The 26838-nt window shown below is 42.1% G+C and carries 27 protein-coding genes; 13 read left to right on the top strand and 14 right to left on the bottom strand.

All coding sequences use genetic code 11. The annotated features are described in order from the left end of the window. The first annotated feature begins 112 nt into the window (after positions 1 to 112). The gene (locus tag C6Y39_RS11090; RefSeq protein ID WP_105931300.1) at positions 113 to 817 is read left to right on the top strand and encodes a sensor histidine kinase; all 705 of its coding nucleotides are present in this window, start codon (positions 113 to 115) and stop codon (positions 815 to 817) included. A gap of 96 nt (positions 818 to 913) precedes the next feature. Then, a complete protein-coding gene (locus C6Y39_RS11085) occupies positions 914 to 1672 on the top strand; it encodes a hypothetical protein (protein ID WP_105931299.1) in 759 nt (252 codons plus the stop codon). A gap of 43 nt (positions 1673 to 1715) precedes the next feature. On the opposite strand, the gene C6Y39_RS11080 is transcribed toward C6Y39_RS11085, so the two are convergent. Further along, a complete protein-coding gene (locus C6Y39_RS11080; protein WP_105931298.1) occupies positions 1716 to 2600 on the bottom strand; it encodes a LysR family transcriptional regulator in 885 nt (294 codons plus the stop codon). A gap of 120 nt (positions 2601 to 2720) precedes the next feature. Between C6Y39_RS11080 and C6Y39_RS11075 the strand changes: the two genes are divergently transcribed. The 4 genes from C6Y39_RS11075 (at position 2721) to C6Y39_RS11060 (ending at position 6552) form a co-directional block, all read left to right on the top strand. Further along, entirely contained in the window at positions 2721 to 3428 is a 708-nt protein-coding gene (locus C6Y39_RS11075) for a CoA transferase subunit A (protein WP_105931297.1), read from the top strand. Next, the gene (locus tag C6Y39_RS11070) at positions 3428 to 4081 is read left to right on the top strand and encodes a CoA transferase subunit B (RefSeq protein ID WP_105931296.1); all 654 of its coding nucleotides are present in this window, start codon (positions 3428 to 3430) and stop codon (positions 4079 to 4081) included. The genes C6Y39_RS11075 and C6Y39_RS11070 overlap by 1 nt, the downstream gene beginning before the upstream one ends. Before the next feature lie 373 nt (positions 4082 to 4454). Beyond that, positions 4455 to 5783, top strand: a complete 1329-nt coding sequence (locus tag C6Y39_RS11065; protein WP_105931295.1) for a DEAD/DEAH box helicase — start codon at positions 4455 to 4457, stop codon at positions 5781 to 5783. Between the two features lie 235 nt (positions 5784 to 6018). Beyond that, entirely contained in the window at positions 6019 to 6552 is a 534-nt protein-coding gene (locus C6Y39_RS11060) for a hypothetical protein (RefSeq protein WP_105931478.1), read from the top strand. Between the two features lie 132 nt (positions 6553 to 6684). Here the strand turns inward: C6Y39_RS11060 and C6Y39_RS11055 are convergent, their stop codons facing one another. From C6Y39_RS11055 to C6Y39_RS11045, 3 genes are all read right to left on the bottom strand, one after another. Beyond that, positions 6685 to 6933 (bottom strand): EF-hand domain-containing protein, encoded by a 249-nt coding sequence (locus tag C6Y39_RS11055; RefSeq protein ID WP_105931294.1) that lies wholly within the window; start codon positions 6931 to 6933, stop codon positions 6685 to 6687. Between the two features lie 52 nt (positions 6934 to 6985). Then, complete coding sequence (gene trhO, locus C6Y39_RS11050) at positions 6986 to 7981, bottom strand: oxygen-dependent tRNA uridine(34) hydroxylase TrhO (protein WP_105931293.1); 996 nt, start codon at positions 7979 to 7981, stop codon at positions 6986 to 6988. Between the two features lie 157 nt (positions 7982 to 8138). Beyond that, on the bottom strand, positions 8139 to 8693 hold the full coding sequence (locus tag C6Y39_RS11045; RefSeq protein ID WP_105931292.1) for a VC2046/SO_2500 family protein: 555 nt from the start codon (positions 8691 to 8693) through the stop codon (positions 8139 to 8141). Positions 8694 to 8814: 121 nt separating this feature from the next. On the opposite strand from C6Y39_RS11045, the gene C6Y39_RS11040 reads away from it, so the two are divergent. The 3 genes from C6Y39_RS11040 (at position 8815) to C6Y39_RS11030 (ending at position 12788) form a co-directional block, all read left to right on the top strand. Next, complete coding sequence (locus tag C6Y39_RS11040) at positions 8815 to 10455, top strand: response regulator (protein ID WP_105931291.1); 1641 nt, start codon at positions 8815 to 8817, stop codon at positions 10453 to 10455. A 246-nt stretch (positions 10456 to 10701) separates the two neighbouring features. Beyond that, complete coding sequence (locus tag C6Y39_RS11035; protein WP_105931290.1) at positions 10702 to 11943, top strand: putative DNA modification/repair radical SAM protein; 1242 nt, start codon at positions 10702 to 10704, stop codon at positions 11941 to 11943. A gap of 50 nt (positions 11944 to 11993) precedes the next feature. After that, positions 11994 to 12788: a TIGR03915 family putative DNA repair protein gene (locus tag C6Y39_RS11030; protein ID WP_105931289.1), complete on the top strand. Its 795-nt coding sequence runs from the start codon at positions 11994 to 11996 to the stop codon at positions 12786 to 12788. 30 nt (positions 12789 to 12818) lie between these two features. On the opposite strand, the gene C6Y39_RS11025 is transcribed toward C6Y39_RS11030, so the two are convergent. Beyond that, entirely contained in the window at positions 12819 to 13661 is an 843-nt protein-coding gene (locus tag C6Y39_RS11025) for a DUF6279 family lipoprotein (RefSeq protein WP_105931288.1), read from the bottom strand. A 207-nt stretch (positions 13662 to 13868) separates the two neighbouring features. Between C6Y39_RS11025 and C6Y39_RS11020 the strand changes: the two genes are divergently transcribed. Beyond that, positions 13869 to 14870, top strand: coding sequence for an ATP-dependent 6-phosphofructokinase (locus tag C6Y39_RS11020; protein WP_105931287.1), 1002 nt, complete (start codon positions 13869 to 13871; stop codon positions 14868 to 14870). Between the two features lie 120 nt (positions 14871 to 14990). Here the strand turns inward: C6Y39_RS11020 and C6Y39_RS11015 are convergent, their stop codons facing one another. The 4 genes from C6Y39_RS11015 to C6Y39_RS11000 form a co-directional block, all read right to left on the bottom strand. Beyond that, positions 14991 to 15818, bottom strand: a complete 828-nt coding sequence (locus C6Y39_RS11015) for a LytR/AlgR family response regulator transcription factor (RefSeq protein WP_105931286.1) — start codon at positions 15816 to 15818, stop codon at positions 14991 to 14993. A 1-nt stretch (position 15819) separates the two neighbouring features. Further along, on the bottom strand, positions 15820 to 16893 hold the full coding sequence (locus tag C6Y39_RS11010; RefSeq protein WP_105931285.1) for a sensor histidine kinase: 1074 nt from the start codon (positions 16891 to 16893) through the stop codon (positions 15820 to 15822). A 163-nt stretch (positions 16894 to 17056) separates the two neighbouring features. Next, the gene (locus tag C6Y39_RS11005) at positions 17057 to 17518 is read right to left on the bottom strand and encodes an Mpo1 family 2-hydroxy fatty acid dioxygenase (RefSeq protein ID WP_105931284.1); all 462 of its coding nucleotides are present in this window, start codon (positions 17516 to 17518) and stop codon (positions 17057 to 17059) included. 69 nt (positions 17519 to 17587) lie between these two features. Continuing rightward, on the bottom strand, positions 17588 to 18271 hold the full coding sequence (locus C6Y39_RS11000; RefSeq protein WP_105931283.1) for a PilZ domain-containing protein: 684 nt from the start codon (positions 18269 to 18271) through the stop codon (positions 17588 to 17590). 185 nt (positions 18272 to 18456) lie between these two features. On the opposite strand from C6Y39_RS11000, the gene C6Y39_RS10995 reads away from it, so the two are divergent. Next, positions 18457 to 20268, top strand: coding sequence for a M61 family metallopeptidase (locus C6Y39_RS10995; protein ID WP_105931477.1), 1812 nt, complete (start codon positions 18457 to 18459; stop codon positions 20266 to 20268). 61 nt (positions 20269 to 20329) lie between these two features. Here C6Y39_RS10995 and C6Y39_RS10990 read toward each other — a convergent pair whose 3' ends face one another. The 3 genes from C6Y39_RS10990 to yejK all read right to left on the bottom strand — a co-directional run bounded on the left by C6Y39_RS10990 (position 20330) and on the right by yejK (position 23350). Beyond that, positions 20330 to 21241 carry a M23 family metallopeptidase gene (locus tag C6Y39_RS10990; RefSeq protein WP_105931282.1) on the bottom strand — a complete coding sequence of 304 codons (912 nt, stop codon included), beginning with the start codon at positions 21239 to 21241 and terminating at the stop codon, positions 20330 to 20332. A 60-nt stretch (positions 21242 to 21301) separates the two neighbouring features. Continuing rightward, a complete protein-coding gene (locus tag C6Y39_RS10985) occupies positions 21302 to 22177 on the bottom strand; it encodes a 6-carboxytetrahydropterin synthase (RefSeq protein WP_105931281.1) in 876 nt (291 codons plus the stop codon). 66 nt (positions 22178 to 22243) lie between these two features. Next, a complete protein-coding gene (gene yejK, locus C6Y39_RS10980) occupies positions 22244 to 23350 on the bottom strand; it encodes a nucleoid-associated protein YejK (protein WP_105931280.1) in 1107 nt (368 codons plus the stop codon). Positions 23351 to 23509: 159 nt separating this feature from the next. Here yejK and C6Y39_RS10975 point away from each other — a divergent pair, with 159 nt between their 5' ends. Together C6Y39_RS10975 and C6Y39_RS10970 are read left to right on the top strand one after the other, a co-directional pair. Further along, positions 23510 to 23728, top strand: coding sequence for a YejL family protein (locus tag C6Y39_RS10975; protein WP_105931279.1), 219 nt, complete (start codon positions 23510 to 23512; stop codon positions 23726 to 23728). A gap of 8 nt (positions 23729 to 23736) precedes the next feature. Beyond that, a complete protein-coding gene (locus C6Y39_RS10970; protein ID WP_105931278.1) occupies positions 23737 to 25263 on the top strand; it encodes a DUF3413 domain-containing protein in 1527 nt (508 codons plus the stop codon). A gap of 108 nt (positions 25264 to 25371) precedes the next feature. Here the strand turns inward: C6Y39_RS10970 and gmhB are convergent, their stop codons facing one another. Together gmhB and C6Y39_RS10960 are read right to left on the bottom strand one after the other, a co-directional pair. After that, positions 25372 to 25935, bottom strand: coding sequence for a D-glycero-beta-D-manno-heptose 1,7-bisphosphate 7-phosphatase (gene gmhB, locus C6Y39_RS10965; RefSeq protein WP_105931277.1), 564 nt, complete (start codon positions 25933 to 25935; stop codon positions 25372 to 25374). After that, positions 25932 to 26807, bottom strand: coding sequence for a putative RNA methyltransferase (locus C6Y39_RS10960; protein WP_105931276.1), 876 nt, complete (start codon positions 26805 to 26807; stop codon positions 25932 to 25934). Before C6Y39_RS10960 ends, gmhB begins: the two co-directional genes overlap by 4 nt. Positions 26808 to 26838 lie beyond the last annotated feature (31 nt).

Genomic DNA, 26838 nt, shown 5'->3' with positions numbered 1-26838 from the left:
AAGTCGCATTTTGTTCATTTTATTACGATTTTAAGTAGTATTCCTTTGCTCTAAACGGAATTGTTCTACATTATGTGTTAGACAAAAAGCAATGTGCGGCATTACAAGGGTTATGACAAGTAGTAAGCAAGTACCATCCACAATAGACTTTTCCTCTGTGCTCGCCGCTGCAGTGCACGATATGAAAAACTCCCTGTTTTTACTCATACAGTCTATAGAGTCGTTAAGCGAAACTCTGTCAGCAGAAAACGTGGAAGCACAGGAACAAGTTTCACGTGTTCATTACGAAGCCTCAAGATTAAATACCAACCTTGTTCAAATTCTTTCGCTTTATCGAGCAGAATTAGAAAGTTTACCTATTACAGTAGATGAAAGCTTTATCAAAGATTTGGTAGAAGACGTCGTTGGTTCAAATACGCTTTATGTAAAGCAAAAGAAAATAATGATTACCATAACTATCGACGAAGACCTAAGCTGGTATCTAGATGGTGAGCTTATTTACTTATTGTTAAATGATGTCATTATCAATGCAATGAGATACGGAACGTCAAAAATACATATCTCGGCCAAAGTAGATAAAAGCGATAAATTGGTGATTATGATTGAGGACGACGGGCATGGATACCCTCAATCTATGCTCGATAAAAGTCATGAAGACTTATCTGATTTCGAGTTGAGCCAAGGCCGTACGGGGCTAGGTTTGTTCTTCGCTAAATTGATAGCTCGAGCACATTCTCAGGATAATAAAGAAGGTACTATTGCACTTTCTAACGGCGGTTCACTCGGTGGAAGTGTATTTGAAGTAAAAATACCGTAGTATTGTGCAATAAACGCATGTAATTCAAAAAGTAATGCCTATAAATGTTATTGAAATGGCGTTATAAAAAAACAAAACATAGACGGAAACACACGCATGTACGTGATAATAATCATTTCAATTGTTGTTTTGCTCATCGCGGCGATCTTTATCAATGCAATGCAGCAACATCGTCAAAAACAGGAAGCTGAACGCAGAACAGAATTAGCCAAACAGCGCGTTATTGTTGATGAAACTGAGAAAGTTATTACATCAAGTATTAACATGCCAGTGTCATCCAGAATAATGGGCATCTTGCATAATCGCATGCTCAACGCACTGAAAGCTATGAATGAATTAGCGAGTACCACAGATTTAAAGCAACGAATTGTAAGTAGCGAACAAGCGATGACAGCAGCGCTTTCTGACAACAGCGGCACTCTGAATGAGTTTACCTTACCGGATAACGACAAAATGATTATCCAATATATTCAGTCGGTGAAAAAGCTTCGCATCATGCTTCGTTCTGAGCATAGTAAAGGGCAAATTGATTCAAAAGTGTTTTCAGATGAAGACAAGCAGCTTGAGCGTTTGCAAGTAAAAGTAAATGTTGAAACCTTAATTAAGCGCGGTCGCGCAGCACTTCAAACCAATATGCTTGGATCGGCGAGGCAATATTTCGAAAAAGCAAAAGCTGCGCTTGAAAACCAAAACCCGCAAGATGATTACTCAACTTCTAAGCTTGCAACATTAAATGAATGGCTAAATGAAATTCAGAATAATTTGAAAAGCGTCAACGAAAAAGACCGTGTTAGAAAACAAGAAGAAGAAAGAGACGAATTGGACGAATTATTTGCGCCTAAGAAAAAGTGGTAACGCGCTGGTGTAAAAATAGGCGATATTATGCGCGTTTGGTCATCTAAGCATAATGCGCAATAGCGAGGTTCCACAATGACTGGGCAGGAGTTGAAAGACTCTTCCTAGTATTTCTTATAAGACCAATATTTTTTATCAGTGGTTCGTCTGATACCTCTTTGACTACTAATCCCAATCCTTCCATTTGCTTTTTACATATGGAAGGCATGATGGAAATGCCTAGTCCATTTTGAATAAGCTTGCCAAGCGTTGATAACTGCCCAGTCTCTGCAACAATGTCAAGTTCTCCATGGGACGCTAGTTTTGTCTGCGTCCAATGCCTCACCGCAGAGCCTCTATTCATCATAACAAGGGGGAGTTTAAGGCAGTCTAACCACTTGACTTTCTCGGGGAGCAAAGACGCCTGTATTTCATTGACCACCACAACAAATTGATCATCAAAAAGACGTTCAAAAATTAAACCGTCCTTCCGCTCTGGCTCAAACGAGAACCCAATTTCAGAGCGCCCTGTCGTTACCTCATGAATAACTTGTTCCATCACCACATCAACGATTCGTAAATTCACATTGGGGGCTCGTTGGTGAAATTGAAACAATATTTCAGGTAAATGAGCCTCTGCAAAAGAAGGCATTGCGCAAATTGTTAGATGCCCTTTCGCCATAGCAAATAAGTTTTGAATATCTGAAAAGGTGTTGTCCCAATCGTGTAAAAGCCGAACCGCATTGGGAAAAAGAACCTCGCCCTCTGGGGTGAGGCTTACACTACGAGTATTTCGCAGAAACAGTTTCCCACCAAGCTGTTCCTCCATTTTCTTTATAGCGGATGACAAAGCTGGTTGAGTAAGGTGGAGATTGACTGCTGCTTCGGCAAAAGTAGACATTTTCGCTACTTCTACAAACGCTTTTATTTGGCGATAAGACACGTCCATTGAATGAAAATAAACCCAACCATTAATAAAATTTATTTATTAATGGTAAGAATAATTCGATTTTACAAATGTAGCAACAATGCTGATACTTATTTTTAACAAAAAAAGTGGAGAAGAAGTATGGCAGGATTTAACAAAGTTGTGTCGTCTTACGATGAGGCGATGTCCGGCTTAGAAAACGGCATGACCGTCATTGCCGGCGGCTTTGGTCTTTGTGGAATTCCAGAAGGACTAATAGGTCAAATCAAAAAGATGGGCACTACAGGATTAACGGTTGTATCGAACAATTGTGGCGTAGATGGCTTTGGCCTAGGCCTACTCCTTGAAGATAAGCAGATTGCTAAAATGGTGTCATCTTACGTTGGAGAAAACGCACTGTTTGAAAAACAGTTGCTTAATGGAGAGTTAGAAGTAGAGCTAACACCTCAAGGCACACTAGCGGAGAAAATGCGCGCTGGAGGGGCAGGAATCCCAGCTTTTTATACAGCAACGGGTTATGGCACCCCTGTGGGAGAAGGCAAGGAAGTAAAAGAATTTAATGGTCGCCCTTATATTCTTGAGCATGCTATTACCGGTGATTTTGCTATTGTTAAAGCATGGAAAGCAGATACTTATGGCAACTGCGTTTATCGTCATACTGCGCAAAATTTTAACCCTATGGCGGCTACCGCAGGCAAAATAACGGTAGTAGAAGCAGAAGAGATTGTAGAGCCTGGCGAACTATCCCCTAGCGAAATCCACACTCCGGGCATTTATGTAAATCGCGTCATTAAAGGGACGTTCGAAAAGCGTATTGAGCGTCGTGTAGTTAGTAAGGAGACAGTGTAATGCTTAGCAGAGAACAGATAGCAATGCGCGTGGCCCAAGAGTTTAAAGATGGTGATTATGTTAATTTGGGTATAGGCATCCCTACCCTGGCTGCTAACTACGTACCTGATGATATTAGCGTAATGCTTCAGTCTGAAAACGGTCTTTTAGGAATGGGCCGCTATCCAACAGAAAGTGAAATAGACGCTGACATGATTAACGCCGGTAAAGAGACAGTTACTGCCATAACTGGCGCGTCTATATTCAGCAGTGCTGAAAGCTTTGCCATGATCCGAGGTGGTCACGTAGATTTCACCGTACTTGGTGCTTTCGAGGTCGATGTATCGGGAAATATTGCGTCTTGGATGATCCCTGGTAAATTGGTGAAAGGTATGGGCGGTGCTATGGACCTAGTAGCCGGTGCAAAAAACATAATTGTTACTATGACCCATACAGATAAGCACGGTAACCCCAAATTACTTAGTGAATGTACGCTTCCATTAACGGGTGTGAACTGTATTACGCGTATCATTACAGACTTAGCAGTACTGAGCGTTGAAAACGGCGCTTTTGTTCTTCAAGAGCGCGCACCGGGTGTTAGTGTCGACGAAATTAAAGAAAAAACGGGTGGAAAGCTTGTTGTTCCAGAAAACGTGCCTGAAATGAAGTTTTAACGACCACTATAGGTTTTGCTTGCATCAACTCAATACACAATAGGTGTGGCTGATTAGTAGATGGTGCAAACGAGGTTTCATAACAATAATGTATAGCTAACAAGCGTATACAGCATGTCACCTGTTTTCTTGATGTGACTTCTAATCTTACATGGCGGCTATGCCGCCATTCTATCTATTTTCATAAATTACAATTAATTGGCTTCAGCTTTTTTAGAATTATAATCTTAAACGCTATTGCAAAAATGAACCTTCAATGAAGAATCGCTAATTACTGTTGCTCCCCTCTATTGTGCCACCTAATAAGCCTTTCATTAACCAGGGCATTAAGGGATAATATGCGGGTCCATCATTTAATTAAGGCCGTATCTTCTTGCTAGTTTCTGATTTACCTGTAAACCACAAAATTATTTCAAAGCTCGAAACAAAAAATATTTCGACGCTAACCGAAATTCAAGAGCGCACCATGCTTCCCGCAATACAGGGGAAGGATATTATTGCGTCCTCTAAAACCGGGTCAGGTAAAACCTTCGCCTTTTTGGTACCTGCGATAAACAGGTTAATGTCTCAGAAAGCATTAAGTAAGCAAGATCCACGTGCGTTAATTTTAGCGCCAACCCGCGAGCTCGCTAAACAGGTATTCATTGAAGCTAAATCAATGTGTACCGGTTTAAATTTGACTTGCTCGCTTATTGTGGGCGGTGAAAATTATAACGACCAGGTAAAAGCTTTACGCCGCAATCCGCATATTATCGTCGGTACAGCTGGTCGTGTTGCAGACCACCTTTTAGATAAGAGCATGTATTTAAACGGTTTAGAATTGCTGATATTTGACGAAGCAGACCGAATGCTTGATTTAGGGTTTTCAGCGCAGTTAAAAATGATTAATGACTACGCTGACCATAGAAAACGCCAGACAATGCTGTTTTCTGCCACGCTTGACAATATCGAACTCAAGCACATGACGACTCAGTTAACCAAAGGAGCCGTACGGGTAGCGGTGGGAGACTCTACCGCAGAGCATGGTGATATTGTTCAGCAATGTTTCTTTGCCGATAACGTTGAAAATAAAGATCAAATCTTACAGTTTGAATTAAGCAAACGTTCATACAATCAAGCCATTGTTTTTACCGCAACTCGCGAAGATACGGACAGGATTGCTAACCTATTAAATGAACAGAAGTTGGAAGCAATTGCCCTTCGTGGTGACATGCCGCAAAACCAGCGTGCCGCCGTAATGAGTGCATTTGCCCGCGGACAACATAGCATCCTAGTTACAACAGACCTTGCCTCTCGCGGTTTAGACCTTTCGAAAGTAGGTTTGGTTGTTAACTTTGACCTACCTAAAAATGCCGACGAATATATTCACCGAATTGGGCGTACAGGCCGTGCAGGACAAAAAGGTGAAGCCTTTTCGTTAATCGGTCCTAGAGATTGGAACAGCTTTGAAGGGCTTAAATCCCATCTTCAATATGCACTTGAATGTTCAGCCCACGATGAATTTTCAGCAAGTTTCAAAGGTTTTACTCCCAAGAAAAAAGTCTCGAAAAAACCAGGTCTTTCAAACGGCAAAAAGCGAACGGCGAAGCCAGCTAAAAGTGGCGTTAAAAAGCGTGTTGATACCATGTCGGGGGAAGACATTGGCATGGTTCCTGTTAAACGTAAGCCAAGAAGTAACCAGTCGGATGATGACGACGAGTAGAGATGTAAAAAGAGGCTTATACGCTCGTAACCGCTAAGCATGGTTCTTCTATGCTTAGCGATGGCCCGAATATCATCAAGTTTTACAGAACATTTTTTTACACTCTTTTTCTGTAATCCGTCTCCAGTAAATGCTGTACATCGCGTTCAAAATAATTAACTTAGTTAACTACTCCACTAAAACAACTCAGAGACTTTTAAGGCATTGATGCCTCATATAAATGGATTTTGAAATCATCAAACTACTTAAATTTATGTCGTTATTGTTGGTTGCTATTATCCTTATTACCGCACTATTTTATGAAAAGATAATCGCGAGCGTGTTATTACCCCAATATATAGATTGGGCGCAGGAAACGGATGAGAAAGGGGTTGAAATTGGTACACCGTTAAATAACGAGGAACGGTCATTAGCGGAAGAAATCGGCATCAAACACCCTGAAAAAGTTAGAATTGTTTATGTTGACGATGTCCCCTATCCTTACGACAATTTTGCCCTTAAAGTATTCGGCGAGGCGGTTGGACTCGTTGGTGAAGTCATCACAAACAATGCACAAGTTTTCGGTTATTCTATTTACGCTCGTTTAGACTTCGAACTGACCAGGCCAAAATTAGCCCATGAGCTAGTGCATGTACTACAAGTTGAAAGAGCGAGCTTAGATAAAGTGGTTACCCAACATTTCTTTGACATGGCGAAGTATGGTTACGATAAAGCGCCATTAGAAGTGGAAGCGGCAGAAGCTAACAAGATATACAGCGCTGATTGGTAACATAAAAAAACGAGTACTTTTAAAAAAGCACTCGTTTTTGTTTATGTTCTGTGTACGATTTTAAGTTTCACTTGCGCATTAAAAAGAGCGTAAGGAAACCTCTGGCAAATGATGGCAACAGTAAGCCTTGGCTTAGTACTCCCACCACCCTTCTTGCCACCACTCCAAAAATTCTTCAAAGTCGATGTAACCGTCGTCATTACTATCGATAATCTTGAAGCCCTCTTGTACGTGGCTCGCTTTAGTTTTTGGCGAAATAACGGTTAGAAGCTCGATGAACTCTGGCAAATCGATTTGGCCATTGCCATCACGATCGAAAAAGCTAAAGTCCTTCCTAATTTCTTCAATTTTAGATTCTGAAAGTTGAGTGCTCACTCGCATTCCTTAATTTCAACTGCAATAACACGAGTGTAACGCCCTTCTTTATGGCTGTCTATGCCTGATTTTCTTTCGCCTTAAGTGCGCGTAAACGTTGAGCTTCCGCTTTTTCTTTACGTTTTTGTTCCATGGTTAAACGCGCTTCAGTTCCAACGTGTTCCTGTTGGCGTTCTTTCGCCAACTGAACTTGTTTTTCACGCTCTCTAAATCGAGCAATTTGGTCTTCAGTATGTGTACCAAAACAATGAGGACAGCTTACTCCTGGCTCGTATTTATCGCTTTGCTTGTCTTCTTCCGTGATAGGAAGTCTACATGCGTAACACTGCTCGTAATGACTTTTCTCTAAGTCATGATTAACGGCTACGCGGTTATCAAATACAAAACAGTCTCCTTCCCACAGCGACTCTTCTTTTGGTACATCTTCAAGATACTGTAGAATGCCGCCTTCTAAATGATAGACCTCTTCAAAACCCTGTTCTTTCAAATAAGCGGTAGATTTTTCACAGCGGATACCACCAGTGCAAAACATTGCAACTTTCTTATTTTTAGACGGGTCTAGTTCTTTTGCTACGTATTCTGGAAACTCGCGAAAAGTTTCAGTTTTTGGGTCAATCGCGTTTTTGAACGTACCAATTTCAATTTCGTAACCGTTTCGTGTGTCAATAACCGTAACGTCCGGATCGCTAATTAGCGCGTTCCAATCTTTAGGTTTTACATACGTACCCACAGTTCGGCGCGGGTCGATACCCTCAACACCCATCGTAACAATTTCTTTTTTAAGCTTTACTTTAGTCCGGTAGAACGGCTGCTCGTCGTGAAGTGACTCTTTAAATGAAATTGGGTTAATACGTTCATCACTGTTCAAATAAACGAGTAAAGCGTCGATACCTTCACGGGTGCCCGACACAGTGCCGTTTATACCCTCGTGAGCGAGAAGAAGAGTGCCTTTGATGCCATTTGCTTCCATGGCTTCAAGTAGCGGTTGACGAATTTCTTTGAAGTTTTCAAGCGCAACAAATTTATACATTGCGCAAACAATATATTTAGACATAGTTTTTTTACCTTTGCTGATTGGAGCGTAAGACCAGTGCAAAAATGCGGCGCGCAATATAACAAAACTAATGGTTAAAAACTAGGACAGATGTAATTATCTGTGCGGACGGGTATTAATGAATGCTTTTTGAGTATTTATGGTTCACGGTGTTGTGCTAAGCCATACTTCTAAAGGACGTTGAATTTAGGTGTTCAGGATTTGCAGAGTCAATTTCACCGTGTTGTGAGGAGAGAATATCATAGAGTAATGTATTGTCTTCTTTAACTGAATTAGCATATTGTTTTTTCAGTCTTTTTTGCGTAGCGAGGCTGCAGTTGTGTATTACGTCATCGGGAAGACGCTTTTCATCGTTGGTTTGTGCTAAAGGTGCGGGTTTTAATGCCATGTACAATCGCGCTGTGGCATAGTCCTGTGCAACAAGCAAAGGCATAACGTGCATTGCTTTCCATTCACTTTCGCTCGCAGCGAGTGACGGCCGTCTGTAATGATTTAATGAGGCAAGTTGTGCCTCTACGCTACTTTGTTGTTCTAAGCCTGAACTTGCCGATTCAATTTGAAATGGCTCCGCAACACTGTGTTGCTGCATGGCAAGGTATAAAGAAAAAAGTGCGCCTTGCGCTGATGCACGAGCAAGCACCCCACTTCGCTCCCAGTAAATACTGGGGTCGATAGGCGTATTGTCGTTAGCAGCGGGGGGGTCTAGTAGCATCCATTTTTATTACTTAATTTGTATACTTATGTTTTCGGCAAGATAATGTTTTTCTTAAGCTTATTTTCTAAAATTAGATATACTTCAACTAGGCCTAGGTGCGCTCATTCACGGATGCGAAATGCAATTTAGCAACAAACAAGTATTGATTGTTGAAGATCAACGACCTTTCCTCCTTCTTCTTAAGGGGTTAATGCACTCTATGGGCGTGTCTGACGTGGTCACTAAATCGTCAGCAGAACAAGCGGTATCACTTTGTAAAAAGCATAAATTCGATATCATCATCAGTGACCTTCATTTAGGCGCAGACAACAAAAATGGATATGAATTAATCGAGGAGCTGCGCACGGGCAATCTCATTAGTCCAACGGCCGTATTTATTTTAATTAGCGCCGACAGCGCTCGACCGATAGTGTTAGGCTCAATAGAGCGACGTCCAGATGACTTTCTTATAAAACCTTTTTCACAGGTACAGTTAAAATCTAGAATTGTACGTGCTTTTCAAAAACGCGAGTTCTTAAAAGAAGCGTATACACTGATTAATAAAGGAGAACTCAATAGCGCTATCGACCATATTGAAGCGCTCCTAGATGCGCCGTCTCACTATAAAGGTCACTGCGAGCAGCTCTTGGTGGAGTTATATTGGCGAATCGAACAGCCTCAAAAAGCCCTTGATGTCTTAAATAGCTACATAGATGGAAAGCCTGTGCTCTGGGCTCAAGTCGCGATTGGTAAAACCTACCTTCAATTGAAAGATTACGAAAAAGCAATATCAGTGGCTAAGAAAACCCTCAAGCGCAACAGATTTAATGCAGATGCACACGATATTCTTGCTCAGGCCTATCAAGCTATCACATCTGGTGAAAAAGCATTAGAGGCTATCAAGGAAGCAATTAAACTCTCTCCCTATTCGCTGCCAAGGCATTTTAAAGCCTGCGAGATTGGCAGAGATAATGAGGATTTGCTACTCGCGGCAAGCTCTAGTTTAGCTATTTGGGATTTATCAAAACGTACCGTACATAAAAACAGCCTTCATTGGTGCGGCATTATCAGAAGCTATTTAGATATTGCGGAATTTGCAGAAGATAAAAAACAGCGCAACAAGTATCAACAAGAAGCCCTTCTCACACTGCAGCGGGGAAAATTTGATGAACATCTTCAAAAAATAGACCGCGACTTTGACATAAGTATCTTTGGAAAAATTGTTAACGCCAGAATAAGCGCGATAGATGGAAAGTTAATAGACGCAAAGCGACATTTAGCCTTGTCTCAAAACTTACTAGATGAAAAGTACACTGACGTTCCTACAGCATATATCCCTGATAGTATAAATGTAATGTTTAAATTGGGTGAGTTCGATGACGCAGTTCAGTTAACCGCGTTATTAGAATCACGGGACGATAAGCTCGACCAAAATAGTGCGAGTATGCTAAGAAAACAGTCTCAAGACGCGCAAAAAAGCCTAGCTAGCTATCAACAGTTTAATCGCGAGGGTATTCAACATTACCAAGAAAAGGACTATGAGCGAGCTAAGGCATCATTTGCTCTTGCTCAAGGCTTTGCACCTGTTAATACCGGTGTTGCACTCAACCTACTTCAATGTCTTCTTCAAATAGCGGTGAAAGAGGGTAAAGCCGATGCAAACTTGATCAATGAGTGTAAGCGTTTATTTAAGTTAATAGACGACATGACGCTCAAAGCACCCTATAAAGAGAAATACGTCAATCTTCGAGACGAACTCTCACAATACATCGGTTTTTAGTTTATTCATCAATCCCTTGCCTTTTATTTCACTACGACAATCTTAAACCCACTTATCAACCTCTATCACTAAACATTCGCTAAACGGGTTTTACTGCTTTTCCATCGTTTTAACGAAAGATAAATACAACACATTTGTACTGTATATATATACATGTTATAACGCGAGTTGTTATCTCTTAAATAAAAAAATGTTTAGATGGAATATCACTACATCTGCTTTTGCAAAGAGGAAGTTTAATCTGCAATGCATGACAAACTGATACAAAAACTCGAAATACTCTCAGACGCCGCTAAGTACGATGCGTCCTGTGCAAGCGGCTCAGCAGGTAAGCGTCAGGCAGGTAAAACGGATAAAACCGGTATAGGCTCGCTAACTGGTGGCTCAGGTATATGCCATAGTTTCACCCCAGATGGACGATGTGTATCGCTATTGAAAATATTAATGACGAATTATTGTATCTACGACTGCCATTATTGCATCAATAGAGTATCTAGCAATGTACGACGTGCTCGTTTCTCAGTGAAGGAAACGGTAGATTTAACCCTTAATTTTTATAAACGTAACTACATCGAAGGCTTATTTCTTAGTTCCGGTATTGTTGGCTCACCAGATTTAACAATGGAAAGTATGGTGCGCATTGCTAAATCCCTACGTCTTGATCACGGATTCAAGGGCTACATACACCTTAAAACCATTCCAAACGCCTCGCCCGAATTACAGGCTGAGGCCGGTTTATATGCAGATAGATTAAGTATAAACGTCGAGATGCCAACCCAACCTTCATTGAACAAATATGCTCCAGAGAAAGACCTTGGCGCGATTCACGGGGCAATGAATACGCTTAAAGACAAAATAACGGAACATAAGGTCGATAAAACACACTCGGGCAAACGCCCTCCTCGCTTTGCGCCTGGTGGACAGTCGACCCAAATGATCATTGGTGCGGATGATTCGAATGACAAAATTATTTTGGGAACCAGCGTTAAACTCTACAGCGAACAAAAACTACGTCGGGTTTATTACTCTGCATTTTCACCCATACCTGACGCCTCACAAGTTTTACCTTTGAAACCAGCGCCTTTAATACGTGAACATCGCCTCTATCAAGCTGACTGGCTTCTGCGTTTTTATGGGTTTACCCTCGATGAAATTGTTCATGATGAAATGCTGGATATGGATCACGACCCCAAGCTCGCATGGGCATTGCGAAATCGCCATATATTTCCAATCGATTTAAACAAAGCCGATAAAATGCTTTTGTTGCGAGTACCAGGGCTTGGGGCTCGTACAGTTCAAAAAATTCTCTCGATTCGTCGTCATACCAAATTAAATTGGATAGACCTTACTAAAATGCGGCTGCCTTTGAAAAAGTTAAAACCGTTCATCAGCGTGGGTGACTACTCACCGAACATTCACTTACTCGATAGCAATAATTTTGAACTTCAATTTAAACAGCCTAAGCAATTTGAGTTATTTGGTGGGTAAATGAAATTTATGTTAGCAGCTTCTAATTTAGTTTCGAAGGTAGTGCCAGAATGAAGACGGTTGCAATTACATCGGTACCTGGGTTTGATGAATGGCGCGAAGCATCAAGGGAGTGTCTAGCACACGGTATTCCTCCTGAGGATATTATCTGGCAAAACGTTCAGTCGGTACAGGACGACCTGTTTGGTCATCAAGAGCAGACCCGAGCTACTAACAAACATCAAATAAAGCACACAATTCCCAAATCTGCTTTAGTGCTATTTAAGTATGCGTTATGTCATAGTGATACCAAACGCTTTGCTTTGTGTTATCGCGTTTTGTGGCGGATGATTTATGAAAATAGAAACCTTATTCAGCTAAAAACTGACGAAGATATAATACAGCTCTATATGCTTGTAAAAGCCGTCAAACGTGACGCGTATAAAATGAGTGCGTTTCTTAGGTTCAAGGAACTCGAAATTGAGGGTAAAGAACATTTTGTCGCGTGGTACGAGCCCGAACATTACAGTTTGGAGATTAAGCTCGACTTCTTTCGAACTCGGTTTAAAAACATGCGCTGGTCTATCCTCACTCCCTACCGTGGCGCTCATTGGGATACCGAAACACTTCTTCTTGAGGATAATCCAGATCCAAGTGCAGTTCCTGATGATGATCGTATCGAAAAATACTGGCTTACTTATTACGCAAACATATTTAACCCAGCGCGCATTAAGACGAATGCGATGCTTAATCAAATGCCCAAAAAATATTGGAAAAACATGCCTGAAACCTCGTTGATAGACGACATGATTAAGCAGTCGGGTGCCCGTGCGTATAAAATGATTATTGATGGAAATAAGCACTAAATAGCTACGCACGAGCTTGTGTAGGCATACTTATTTTTTGAAGTTTTCCACTGTTTCAATAAGTTCATCAATATTTTTAAGTAGCGTATCTCGCTGCTTGTCGCTCAGAGTTGTAAATATTTCAGAAATTAACGTAACGGTAACGGCTTGATTGTGTTCACTACTTTGCTTATAGATATCGCTCTTATACGTATCTGGGTTTTGCATTAACGCAATAAGTTCGGTTTCAAAACCCTTATTGAATTTGCGTGTTACAAACAGCTTTCTAGCAGCATTTTGTATGTCCCTACGATAATTTAACCATTCTTCACCAGTGGGAATAAACTGGCTAGCGTAAGTAGCAACAATTTGCTTTTGCTCGTCGCTAAGCTTTCCTATTCGCTCACCGATAGTTTCCTCTATGCGCTCAATGCGTTCTTCCAAACGCTTTTCTTCTGATTTCGCAAGCGTTTCAAGACGCTCTTCTTCTTCCTCTTTGTTGTCTTTTTCAAGTGCTGCAAAAAGAGATACGACTTGTTCGTCATCTAATGTTTTTGCAATTGATACCAACTCAGGGCTTATTTGGTCGCGAACTCGCTCCCAATGCTCCCTCGCTTGAACTAGATGCCCCTGCACAGCGCCAGAATCTAATCTACCGTTTTTGATTTGACTTTTGATCTCGCTGAGGTGCGCTTTGTAGCGCTCAAGCTCTGATGTTTTGTGCCAGCGCAACCAGTTTTGCAAATAATCATCAAATTTTTCTTCCTGCTCCCCCTTAAGTTCTATGTAGTCGTCCAAATACCAATAGACCCACCAGTCGAGGTTGTTGTAGGCCAATTTGGAACTACATGAAGCGAGAAAAATTACAGAAAACAAAACTAGCAGCAAGCGCATAATTCAATCCTTTTTTATTAACTACGTTCTCTACCGAAAATTCGCTTATTCGTTTTTTACATTTAAAAGTAATAACCATTTAGCAGCGTTACACTTAAGATATAAACGAGTTTTAAGTTCTTAGGCACTTGTTATAAATGTTTACTTTACGTGCCAACCCCTTAACGCTACCTTAACCATATTAGGTGTAAAAAGAAGGATTTTAATGTGTCAAAACGTGTCGCAATTTTAACGTCTGGTGGCGATGCGCCAGGTATGAATGCGTGTATACGGGCAGCCATTATTGCGTGTCAAAAAGCTGAATATACGTTGTTAGGTTACCAACATGGATACAATGGCTTACTGCAACAGGAACATGTCTCCCTCTCTCTCGGTTCGACCCACAATCTTATTCAACAAGGCGGTACTATTTTACACAGCGCTCGCTGTAAAGAGTTTAAAAACCGCGAGGGGCTGATGAAAGCAGCGGATAACCTAAAACAAGCGGAGATTGACACACTTATCGTCATTGGTGGTGATGGCTCGTTTCGCGGAGCATCAAAATTAAGCGAACATTGGGATGGTCAAATCATAGGCATACCCGGCACGATAGATAATGATATTGCTGGTACAGATGCAACTATTGGCTATTTTACCGCTATTGACACAGCAATGAGTTCAATCGATAAAGTCCGGGACACCGCAGATGCTTTTGAGCGAATTTTCCTGGTAGAAGTTATGGGTCGTAATGCCGGCTTTTTAGCATTAAACGCCGCCCTTTCCTCTGCCGCTGATTACGTGGTTGTACCTGAGTTTTTTGAATCTGCCGAGACAGAGATACAAAAAATGGTAACGCAGATCAAAGCACAGCGAGCGTTAAAGGGTGCCGTAAGCTTTATCATTGTGGTGGCAGAGAACGTCTGGCCCAATGGCTTAGCAGGGTTAACCGAAGCATTACAGCAGCATGATATAAGCGATGTAAGGCCCGTCACATTAGGTCACGTTCAACGCGGAGGCTCACCGGTGGCACAAGACCGCTTACTGGCAACAACCCTAGGAGAACACGCTATAAAGTTGGTGGGAAGTGAGGCTACTAACATCATGGTAGGTGAAGTGAATCAGCACCCCGTTACCGTACCCTTGTCGAGAACATGGGAAACATCAAAACCCTTGAACGATGCACGTGTAGAAGCGATGCGTACGCTAATGAATGAGAGGTACAGTGAATAGTGAATAGGTTTATGACACAAATGCTATGCCCATCGAGCAGAATTACTTAAAGAAATAAAAAAGCCTTGTTTAACTATAAACAAGGCTTTCTAAAACGAGACCAAATGTTATAGAGCCGCTTTACATCTTCATCGCTGCTTTGACTTTATCGCGATGGCTACGGCTTACCTTTAACTCGGTATCATTTTGAAGAATTAAATGATACTCACCGCTTATATGACTGACTAATTTTTTAACGAATCGGATGTTGGCAATCGCAGAGCGGTGAACGCGAACGAAAAACTGAGGGTTAAGTTCTTGTTCCAACTCTTTCATAGTCTTTCGCATAATATGCATGCCGTCTAGCGCATGAACACACATATAGTCACCCGCAGCGTCAATCCACTGTATGTCTTGAACATTAACACGCGTTACTTCCGAGCCATCTTTTATGGCGAGCACATCAGGATATGGATTGGTCTCTACTGGTTCACCATTAGCAAGTTTGCGGAGAATCTCTTCACAATCATCACCCGTTAATTCAGCAACCAAACTTACAAGCTTTTGCGACTGCTCATCTTGATGCTGAGTAGAAAAATACTCACGCACTTTGTCTAATGCAGCGCCTAAACGTTCGTCGTCTGCGGGTTTTAAAAGGTAGTCAAGCGCATGAACGTCAAACGCTTTAATAGCATAGCTATCATAGGCGGTTACGAACACGATCATAGGAATAGGTTGTTTTAATTCCCGAAGTTTATGAATAACTTGAAAACCATTTAAACCAGGCATTTGTATATCTAAAAACACCAAATCAGGGCGATGTTGAGAAATGCTGCTCACCGCCTCAAGGCCGTTTTGACATTCGGCAACCACCTGGACATCATCATGGCGCTCTAGCCTAGCACGAAGCCCTTTTCGAGCTAAAGGTTCGTCGTCCACTACAATGGTTTTAATCACTTGCTTTGTCATGTTATACGTCCTTAACTTCATACGGAATGCGTATTCTTACGCGCACACCAGAAGGCTGATTGTGTTCTATAGAGAATGCAAAATTACGGTGATAAAGGGATTGCAAACGCTCTTTTATATTGGCTAAGCCCACGCCGTTCTCTCGACTTAGCGTGCCGTCTTTAATGTCCGCCCCAGGCCCATTATCGGCAACGTCCATCAGTAGGTCATTTCCAAAAGTACGTGCAGTTATTGAAATACGACCGCCGTTTTCCATTTTAGATATGGCGTGTTTTATCGAATTTTCAATAATTGGCTGTAAAATCATGCTTGGCACGAGAGCACTTTCACAGCCTTCATCAATATCCCAAAGTACTTCTAAACGGTCGTCGAAACGCACTTTTTCTATTTCTAAGTAAAGGCGCAATGCCTTAATCTCCTGCCCTAATGGAACTCGCTTTATCGGGTCGTTATCTAAAGAGTAACGCAAAAAGTCGCTAAGGCGCGATACCATCGCTTCTGCCGTATCATTTTCCTTTAGAAGTATAAGTGTTGATATAGCGTTGAGCGTATTAAACAAAAAGTGCGGATTAAGCTGGTAGCGTAGCATTTTTATATGCGCTTGGTGCGCCATAGTGCTTGCTTTAAGCGCATTTTGTTTTTCTTTTTGGAGCATCTGAAAGTTCTTGATGCCGAAATACACGCCACTCCAACAGCCTACCATTATCAAAGAGTTAATGGTGTTGGTGAAATACATATACCATTCATCAGGGCGATATCCATGTTTATAGATTTCCCAGTAGTTTATGTTTTTTACCACAGCCCACAGCAGCGCAATTAAATAGCAAGAAACGATCACGATAGTGATCATGTTGAGGGGCGACTGCTTTCTTGCCCAACGGTAGATATATCGAAGAGGGATGGTTAACAACCACCCTGCATAGGCATTTAGCATAATAATGAAGACCCATATAGGCCTTACATCATGGAGAAATGAACCAATGTAATAAATTATCGCAAACCCTGCCCAGCCCGCGCTGTGCAACGTCCAAAATAATCGTTCATTACTTTCTATTACACGCTGAAAGCGACTCACATTATTACCAGTTTAAAAACTTATAATAAGATTATACGCAAGCATTGCTATCACCCAAGCAGCTTGGTCGTGCCACTTATGCTTCTGGTCGCAGGGCAAAATCTTGAAATTAGACATTTTTTAGCGAGATAAGGAGCATTATCAGGTTAAACCACCGTTGGCTTTAGTAGCTAATATTCATTCTTTTTAGCCAGTGAACCCACCACCAAGCTGGGCCGACTAGAAGAAACCGTAAATCATCAAAAAAAGACGGCTTCTTACCTTCAATACGATGGCCGATAAATTGAAGTGCCCACATAACCACAAACAACACAAGTGAAAACGACCACACAGTGATATTGAAATGTTCAAGGGTGTTAATTGCACCAAAACATAAAATAGTAAGTAGGGTCATTGCGGCCCCAATGGGCCCGGAAAGAAGGAAGTAATAATAAAGTACAGGCAAGGCGATGATATGGGCCCAAGTTACATCAAATTGTGCGATAAAGTCGGGAACAGGTATGCTCCATAACAGCCCTATTGAGACAAAATAAATGCTCGGAACCGCTATCGCGTGAATAATGACGTTCGTTTTATTTTGATGGCTTTCACCGTATTGCATTAGTAAACGCTCAATGCTTCTCATGTAGAACCCCCTAGCCTGCTTATATAACCATTATTAAAAGCGCACTCGTTATCACGTTTTACAACACTATTAAGCTAAAAGTGTGTGTCGCGACAACAGCGTCTTTATCAGTTTCTCATCACAAGTAAAGGCGAGCCCGTAGTAAACCACATCGTTCTCTATCTTATGGTTTTTTACTTTAGCTGTAAGAGCTACTTCTTTACCGTCTAACAAATAATTTATTTTAACTTCAGATTCATCGATCATTATTGGCCAATTCGGTTTCACCTGTAACGCGACTTTCGACCCTTTTTCACTCAAATCGATAATGATCCCTGTCACATTTTCATCGCTTGGATACACGTCTGCTTCTAGCGTAACTGACACACCAAGCTGTGCACGTTTGACTGACCTAAGTCCAATACTTTCAATACGTTTTGGAAAGGTTGTAACCAGTAATCCTGAAGGTTTTGAGAGTAGCTTTAGTACTTTTACTTTAAATGCAATAACCTGTCCGGTATCGCCTTCAAGTACAGAGCGAACGACCACATCGTTGCCAACAGTGAGTGCATCTCTTACCGTTATCCACTTAGCAGACGTGGGAATATGAAAGAGCAAACACTCGTCAATGAGCATACCTATATAGTCAGTTTTTACGCGCTTTGGCGCAGCCGGCATAGAAATTTGTAAATCTACTGTATCGCCGGGCACTAACGTTCGTAAAGAATCTAAGTTTTCTTCGCTCAATACACTGCTTTGTATTTTTTCAGCCATTTGTATTTGTTATTGCTGGAATTAATAGTAATAAGGTCAATGTACGCATCAAACAAAAACTAATCAACACTGTGATGTGAAAGAGCCTTAATAATCGTTAAAGAATGTTAGTTATAGATCTGTTGGGCTAAGCGCCTTAGGTTGGTATAGTAATGAGTTCGAATTATTCACCCTATTGGACGTTTATGCCTTCTGTTCTTCATTACACGTTAACTATCGCAAATTGGCGTGCACATCAATTTACCGTTACGTTAGATATCCCCGAGCACAGTAAAAATATGCTTGAGCTTTCATTGCCAAGCTGGATCCCAGGCAGCTACATGGTGCGGGATTTTGCCAAGAGCATTATAGATATCAATGTTACCACAGGTGCAAATAGTGAAAATGAACATCTAAGCATGCTCCCGCTTGTAAAGCTTGATAAGCAAACATGGCGTGTAGAAACACAGGGAAAACCATGCACCATTAGGTATTCTGTTTATGCAAATGATTTGTCAATCAGATCGGCATTTATGAACGATCAGTATGCGTTTATCAATGGTACCAGTGCGTTTCTTAGCGTGTCTGAATTTGAAAATGCACGCTGTGAACTCGATATTCAACTTAATGAAAATGATCCAGATATCACTGATTGGAAAGCTTATACATCTATGCCCACTCGGGCGGATAGTGCATCTTCTTCTGAATGGCACTTCGTCGCACAAAGTTACGACGAGTTTATTGACCATCCTATTTATGTAGGTATTGCCGATACTCACTGCTTTAATGTGGATGGTGTTTCATTCACCTTACTGTTTTCTGGCAATAACAACATCGACTATGAACGTATCGCTAAAGATTTAACGCCGATTTGCAAACATCACCTTGATTTGTTTGGTGCCCCTCGGGCTATCGACAATTATCTGTTTATGACGCTGCTTGCCGACAATGGTTTTGGAGGTCTTGAACATAAGTACTCTACCGCTTTACTCTACCCACGTTTTGACTTGCCACAGGTTGGCGAAACTGGCAAAAAAACAGACAGCTATATTACATTCTTAAGCCTTTGTAGCCATGAGTTTTTCCATACATGGCATGTAAAGCGAATTAAACCCAATGTCATGGTCAAGCCGGACTTGTCACAGGAAACCTATACCAATCAACTGTGGATATATGAGGGCTTTACCAGTTTTTACGACGATGTAACCCTTGCTAGAACCGGCGTTATCGAACCACAGAAGTACCTCGATATTGTGGCGCAAAACGTAAGTCGGCTTTTACAAAATGCCGGGCGTTTAAAACAAACCGCTGCAGAGAGTAGTTTTGACGCATGGACAAAGTTTTATAAGCAAGATGCTAGCGCTACGAATAATATCGTCAGCTATTACACCAAAGGCGGTATTATTGCTCTAGGACTGGATTTATTGCTTCGTAGAGAGTCTGCCAATAAGGTGAGCTTAGATATGCTCATGCAGTTGCTCTGGCAAAACTATGGAATAGAGGAAAAAGGCACGCCTGACAACGTTATACAAGATTTATGTAAAACGCATTTTGATATTGATGTGTCAGCATATTTAGACCAAGTAGTTTATGGAACAGATGACGTAGCACTAGCCTCCCTCGTTAGCGAGATGGGTGTTGATTTTCACACTCGACCTCGCGTGTCGAGTGACGACAAAGGTGGTTTAACGTCGCAGCCTGCTGTTATTAATCAGCTTGGCGCCACGCTCAAACCAGCAAGCTTTGGGTTAACGGTAGTACAGGTTTTTGAAGGGCTCGCAGCCATGGATGCAGGCATTCTGCTAAACGATGTGATTATTGCACTTGATGGGCACGTTGTGAATGCGCAAAAGTTTCAACGTCTTTTAGATAATGCACAGGCGTCAACGGTAGAGATGACCCTTATCCGTGATGGCAGACTCCTTACCTTGCCCCTTGATGTAGTTAAAGCCCGCGCAGACATGGCGTACTTTACCATTACCGATCAGCAGAAACTCAGCAAATGGTTAGCTCGGTAAATTAAAAGAAAAGGCACCACAAGGTGCCTTTTTAACGTGTATCTAGCTGAATGGAACTCGCTTAATCTTTTTCTGGAGAGCCAGATATAACCGTTTGCGGGTCTAATCTCATTTTCCCAAGGTTAATTCGCCAATCTAGATGGGGACCGGTAGAGCGGCCCGTTGTTCCAATAGTGCCAATTTGTTCACCCTGCTTTACTGTATCTCCCACTTCTACCGTGATGGTATCCAGATGTAAAAAGGTTGAGAACACACGCATTCCATGGTCAATAATCAGCGTGTTTCCTGAGTAGTACAGGTCGTCAGCCATTGTTACAACGCCATCCACAGGGGCATACACAGGTGTACCTGTTTCATTTGCTATATCAAGCCCGTAATGAGGCCATTTAGGCACGCCGTTTAAAATGCGCTGACTACCATATACGCCAGATATACGTCCGTTTGCTGGCCACTTAAAGCCTGTAAACAACGCGTCTAGATCAGAATTGCCGCTACGTGCATTCGCCACATTGATATTATCTTGCTTAATACGTGCTGTGACTTCAGCAGGTGGCGACACCATTTTTTGCTCTAATCCATCAATGCGCTGAATATTGTATTCCCGCTTTTCTAGCGTAATGTGGCGCTCCCACTTCTCACCGCTGGTTAATTCTACAGTGAGGCGTTGTTTTAGCGGGGCTTCTCTTTCAAACCCAACAACAAACTTGCCATCCTTGTTGGTGGGCACGCTCTGCCCGTTTAAGAAAACACGTGCGCCAATTGGCGCTTGCCCGCGCAATAATGCGCCTTGTGTAAACTTTCCGTTGAGGGTGACATCTATGTTTGGTTGTTGCAAAGGTTTAGCAGTGGTGCCGCTAGTGCTAATTCCTGCTGAAGCAAAACTCACTTGCGGCGCTACACTTAGCGCAATTGAGCAGAGTAAAGCACGAGTAAGTAATTTAAAACTCGCGTTTCGCGTTCGTGTAATTTCCATAGCCAATTCCCTTCCCACTTATGTCGCTATCTCGTCGTGCCGCTGATTGAAGGGGTCTTCCTACCCTTTAACGGTAGCACCCTTACCTACGCCTTCATAAGCAATCACCTGACAAACCCCATCCGGTGTCCGTTTCTTTTGTTCTTCAAGTAAATACTGTGCCAAACATTCAACCGTAGAGTCAGTTTCAATAATTTCGCAATCTGATTTAGGAATTAGCAATTCGAAATAGCCCTGCGAAGACTCATAGGCAAAGCAGTGATAATCTTCTTGATTTTCTACTTTGCCCTTTAATTTTCTGTCATTGTAGGCAATCTGGTCTTCACGGGTTGCTATGTAGATATCTTCCCAGCGTTCAGCCCAGTATTGTTGGCTGTCGACGCACACTTTACCGTCTAAAATAATATCAATACGAGAACGATGGCCATGAGCGATGCGCTGACAATTACCGTCATGCTTTTTTAGCCCGTGGGTGTAGTGATAATAAGGTGAGGTAATAACCTCTTCCCGAAGATTAAGCGTAATATTTTCAACATTTTCCGGCAAATGCGTAGCCAAAACCTCTTTTAGATAAACACCCACTGAATCCATATTAATTTCATCAGAATACACAAACGCATACGCTTCAGCAGGACAATGAAGCATGATGCTACGGCCATCTGTGCAGGTAAAACGGGTTTCAACCTGTTCTGAGTCATCCTCATGGATCACCTCTGAGCCTTCATACTCTGCAGGTACGAGTAACTTATGATCAACATACTCGTCAATCAATCGCTTTAAGTTCTTTTTAACATGACCGAAGTCTTGAACCATGCTCTCTTCGTTAAGTTCACCGTCCAAAATCACATCGACAATCCAGCTTTCGCCAACCATGCCGCGCTTTGGGCAAAGGTACGAGAAGTCCATCACTGTCAAATCATTTACAAATAATTGCATAACACCCTTGAATCGAGTTTATTTTCTAAAAGCTAGTATACGTTTTTTATCGCGGTTTCGCAGCGACTAGTCCATTGAAGATTGGCGATTAAGCTGATCTTTTAAATTTGGTGGAATTCCACGTATCGTCAGCGTATCGGTTGCTGGGTCATAGAAAACCCTATCACCCATAAGTTTGCGCTCAAAACTCAACGAAATGCCGCCGCCTTGCCCTGTAAACTTAGCAAGCTGTTTCAACGCTGCTGGGTCTGGCTGGATTTCTTTTTCAAGCGGAACTTCCATTGATTGGGTAAATGCAGAAAAGTTGCTGCTCGTTTCTTCGTTTTGTGGAAGTCGGTTAGCCAACTCGTCGACTGACAGGCTTTCACCCGCATCAATTTTTTCTTTGAAGTACGATTTCACTTCTTCTCTATGCTGATGCTGCTCTTGCGGGTCTAACGATTCACTGGCTAAGTATGCATCCACAGAAGAAATAAGTTGTTTATTTTGCTGCTTAACGTCTACCAGTTCTTCGCAACCAACAAACTGCATAAAGAAGTCTGATACTTTACGACCCATTCTACCTTTAATAAAACTAACGTAGCGCTGTTGCTCTGGCTGTACATCCCATTGAGTTAGATCGAATCGGACGGCAAGCTGCATTTTCGCCAAATCTAAATGCTCGCGAGCAGATAAATCAAGAGAGTTCGTCACTTCAACATGTGACCGGGTATTTAACAACGCAATCATGAGGTACTGCGTAGCCAAATATTCGTACTGACAGAAAATTAAAAAACCCGTCTCTACGGTTCCAGTTTCAGCTAGCGTGCGTACTAAACGGTTTGTTGCTGACACCGAAAACGCGTGAAAAGCATCCTCTACATTGTCGCCCGCTGCTTTTTGAATATCCATATACGCTCTTAGACCTTCCGCAAACTCAGCGACATTCTCGGTGCTTTTCTGCGTCTCGGCTTCCCCCTCTTCGTTCTCAACTTTGGCTTCGCGAGTAACTTCACTAACGAAATGGCCCACCCCTTTTCCTGGTTTGGCGTTAAAGCTGTGATTGATTTGATGGGCAAGAAGCTCAATTTCGGGCGTAACTGCGAGGCAGTTGTCTCGGGGAATAGCTTCAATTTTCTCTTCTTTGTTTACAATCAAACGATGTACAACAAAGTGATGAATCAGTGCACTCATAGAGTATCAGGTGTCCTGTTGCTTAAAAAGTGTCAGAATTATTCAAAGAATTGCGGGATTTAAGAATGAATGATTGTACTCACTCAAACAACGATTATAATCATTTTACGTGTAAAACCATTCTTTTTATCAAAGAAATCTTAAAAAAGAGGCGTAGCAATGCCCCAACAAAGCCGCTATAACAACGACGAATTCGAAGCGCTAATGAATAACGTCATTCTAACGCTTGAGGAAGCTGGTGCAAACCGCGATCTTTCTCTTATGGTGTTAGGAAATGTAATTACGCATATTTTGAACACGCAGGTAGCTCCTGAAAATCGTGAAAAAATGGCATCGCAGTTTGCCGATGTTCTTAAGAAAAGCGTAAAAAACAGCTAAGGGACAGCATGATACTTGCCGAATCACCTCGTCGCCAGCGCGTTACTAAACTGGTCAATTGGGGGCACTGGTTTGCCTTGGCGAATATTATTATCGCCATTGTTATTGCCTCAATTTTCGTGTTCTCATCTCCTATGCCTGGAACAGGTGTCGGCACAGTATATCTTCTTGCCAATTGGTTTGGTCATATCGGATTTATGACCTTCTTCGGCTTCGTTATTTTTATTCTTCCGCTATGCTATCTAGTCAATAACCAAAGGGTGATAAAGTTAAGTGCTTCAATTATCGCTGCAGTAGGCCTTGCGCTTCTGGCATTCGATGCACTCCTCTTTAACCGCACAGGCTTTCATATAAGCTTCCACGCCGCCGATTTACTGCGAAGTGAAGCACAATCGACAATGGCAATCGAGAGCTGGCAGCAGTGGTCATTCCTACTTCTTTTGTTTGTGGTATGGCTTGGGTTTCAACTGGTTCTAGCTAACGCAATCTGGAAGCGTGTTGAGCGCTTTACTCGCTATAAAGTGGGAATACCCGTCACTACATTTTTCGTCAGTTGTTTTGTTACTAGCCACGCCATTCATGTTTGGGCGGATGCTAGGCTTTATCAGCCAATTATTAAACAAGACAACATGTTTCCGCTATCTTACCCGGCAACTGCTAAGACGACGATGTCGCGATATGGTCTTTTAGATTTAGCAGCATATGAAGAACGAAAGCAGCTACAGTTCAATCCAGATATCCATAACATTACTTATCCTGCAGAACCTGTTTATTGTTCTATCGAGACAAATAGAAACTTAACAGTAGTCGTGCAGACGGACAACGAGCAAACCGTCAATGTTGGCGAAATTGCTTCAGCTAACCTGTTTCAAGTGGCCAACTACTACTCAACAGCAAGCACTATTGAAGGTTTAATGGTATCCACCCTATTTGGGGTACCTGAGATCTATCAGGACGCGTTGTCTCAAAAACGCCCTGTTCTGCTAGCACTTCCCTTGGGATCAGGTATGCCAGTTTCTATTCATAGTGATGATGCGCTGCCACTACCGCAACTTTCAGGCTACCAGCAGCCGATAACGAATAATCACCAAGGGCTTCACATTGCTTTTATGCAAAGCGCAGATATAGCAAGTTATGTGAAGAGCACGCTTGCACGCAACCACGATATTATCGTCGCTACGGGATTTGGAAGTGAAGATGGAAAGGGAGTGCTTTACAGCACCCTTAAGTTAGACGCAAAGTTAGCGAGTACCGAAGATTTAGCGCCAACGATTCTCAGCGCCTTGGGATGTAACGCGCCCACCACCTACTATTCGACAGGCCAAAATCTATTGTCCCCTAATAGGGCTTGGTTGGTGAGCACCTCAGGTGAACGAATTGTTGTATTCCACGACAACAAACGCACTGATGTATTAAGTAATGGAAGTTACGAAATCAGCGACATGGCAACGGGCAAACGTAGCAAAGACCCGTTAAACGTCGACTTACTGAGTCAGGCAATAAAGCACCTGTCGCGCTTTTCAACGCAAAATTAATGATTAACGCTGCTGTGCAGTAATTCTTTTACTCACAGCAGTTTACATCCTATCTCACTGAAAATGCTTAATTTTCAGCTTAAGCGTAAGTTACGCATAACCACTCATTTACGTAATAAGCTCTTTTAGACTCTCAATTCTTGTCACCGTGTGGTCTTTCGAAAGCTGTGCTTCCTGTTCGCCTGTAATATTGTCTTTGCTTAGGAAAAAGCTTTGCTTGAGCCCTGCCGCATCAGCAGCCTGTATATCCCGCCAGCTATCGCCAACCAACACGCTGTTAGCTAAGTCTATTTCTAAATCTTGTGCAGCCGATAAAAGCATTCCCGGTGCTGGCTTTCTGCATGCGCACTTTGTTGCGTACTTAGGAATGGTTCCATCAAGGTGGTGTGGACAAAAATAAACAGGTAATGAATGGATACCATGAGTTGAAAAGTCGTCTTGAACCCGCTCCATAAGTACCTCAAAGTCAGTTTCAGTATAATATCCACGAGCAATACCGCTTTGATTTGTTACGACAACAGGAAGAAACCCTTTAGATTGGAAGAAAAGGACCGCGTCAAAAATTCCCTCTATAAAATCAAAATCCTCATACTTTCCAACATAACCATGGTCTACGTTGATCACTCCGTCCCTATCTAGAAAAAGCGCAGGTTGCTTGTATTGGCTGTTCATTTAGCATCTTCGCTGTTATGTTTTTGCCAAAGTTGAATATGAAAATCAGCGGAAACCGACGTGAGCGTTTTCACAATCTCATTAATTTTTCCTTGTGGTAATTTCCAATAAAATGGCGTCATTTTTATCAACGCAAGGGCCTGCTCATGGCTTTTAAATTCAATAGAAAAAGTGAATATCTCGTTGTGTAATCTCGTGAACCCTTCCCTTGGCGCTTCTTCAAGCTTGTGTTGTTTCGGATCCTCATAAACCCTTGTTTTTAGCTCAAACAAATGCTTTGGAGCAGGGTCCACCGTAAGCAGAAGGCCTTGGGCTCTTAGTACTCTTAGATACTCCTCGTTGCTCCCCGGTGCGAAAACCTGAATGATCACGTCTTGGCTAGCATCAACAAGCGGTAAGTCAAAGCTACTTGCTACCACAAATTGTGTTCGCTTAAATGCTTTGGCAGCAAGTTCAACGGCAATCTTAGCTATATCACTACCCGCGCCATTAACTGAAAAGCCTTTAGCCAGTAATCCGTCGATAACAGCATCTAAGTAACTGCCTTCACCGCAGCCAGCATCGTAGATATTAATGAAACCTGATTTACGTTCACCATCCATAGATACAGAATGAGTACCTTCCTTGCCCAGGGTATCCGCTAGTAACGAAATTATTCTTTCTTTTAGCGGTAGGTAAGCATTTAGTTGGTGAAATTCTCTTCGCGCTCTCACCATGTCCTTATCGTCGCCTGGTACTTTTGATTTTTTAAACTGAACAGGCAACAAATTTACGTAACCAGACTTTGCTTTATCGAAGCTATGGCGATTGGGGCAGATAATCTGTTTAGTACCAAGGGAAATCGGGGATTTACAAAGTGGGCAGTGCCACATGGCAGGATCTTACTTGTAGGAAATTTGCCGC

This window comes from Alteromonas gracilis, from assembly GCF_002993325.1.
Taxonomy (GTDB): Bacteria; Pseudomonadota; Gammaproteobacteria; order Enterobacterales; family Alteromonadaceae; genus Alteromonas; species Alteromonas gracilis.
The sequence above is the reverse complement of the archived record's forward strand: the minus strand, read 5'-3'. Positions and strand labels throughout refer to the sequence as shown.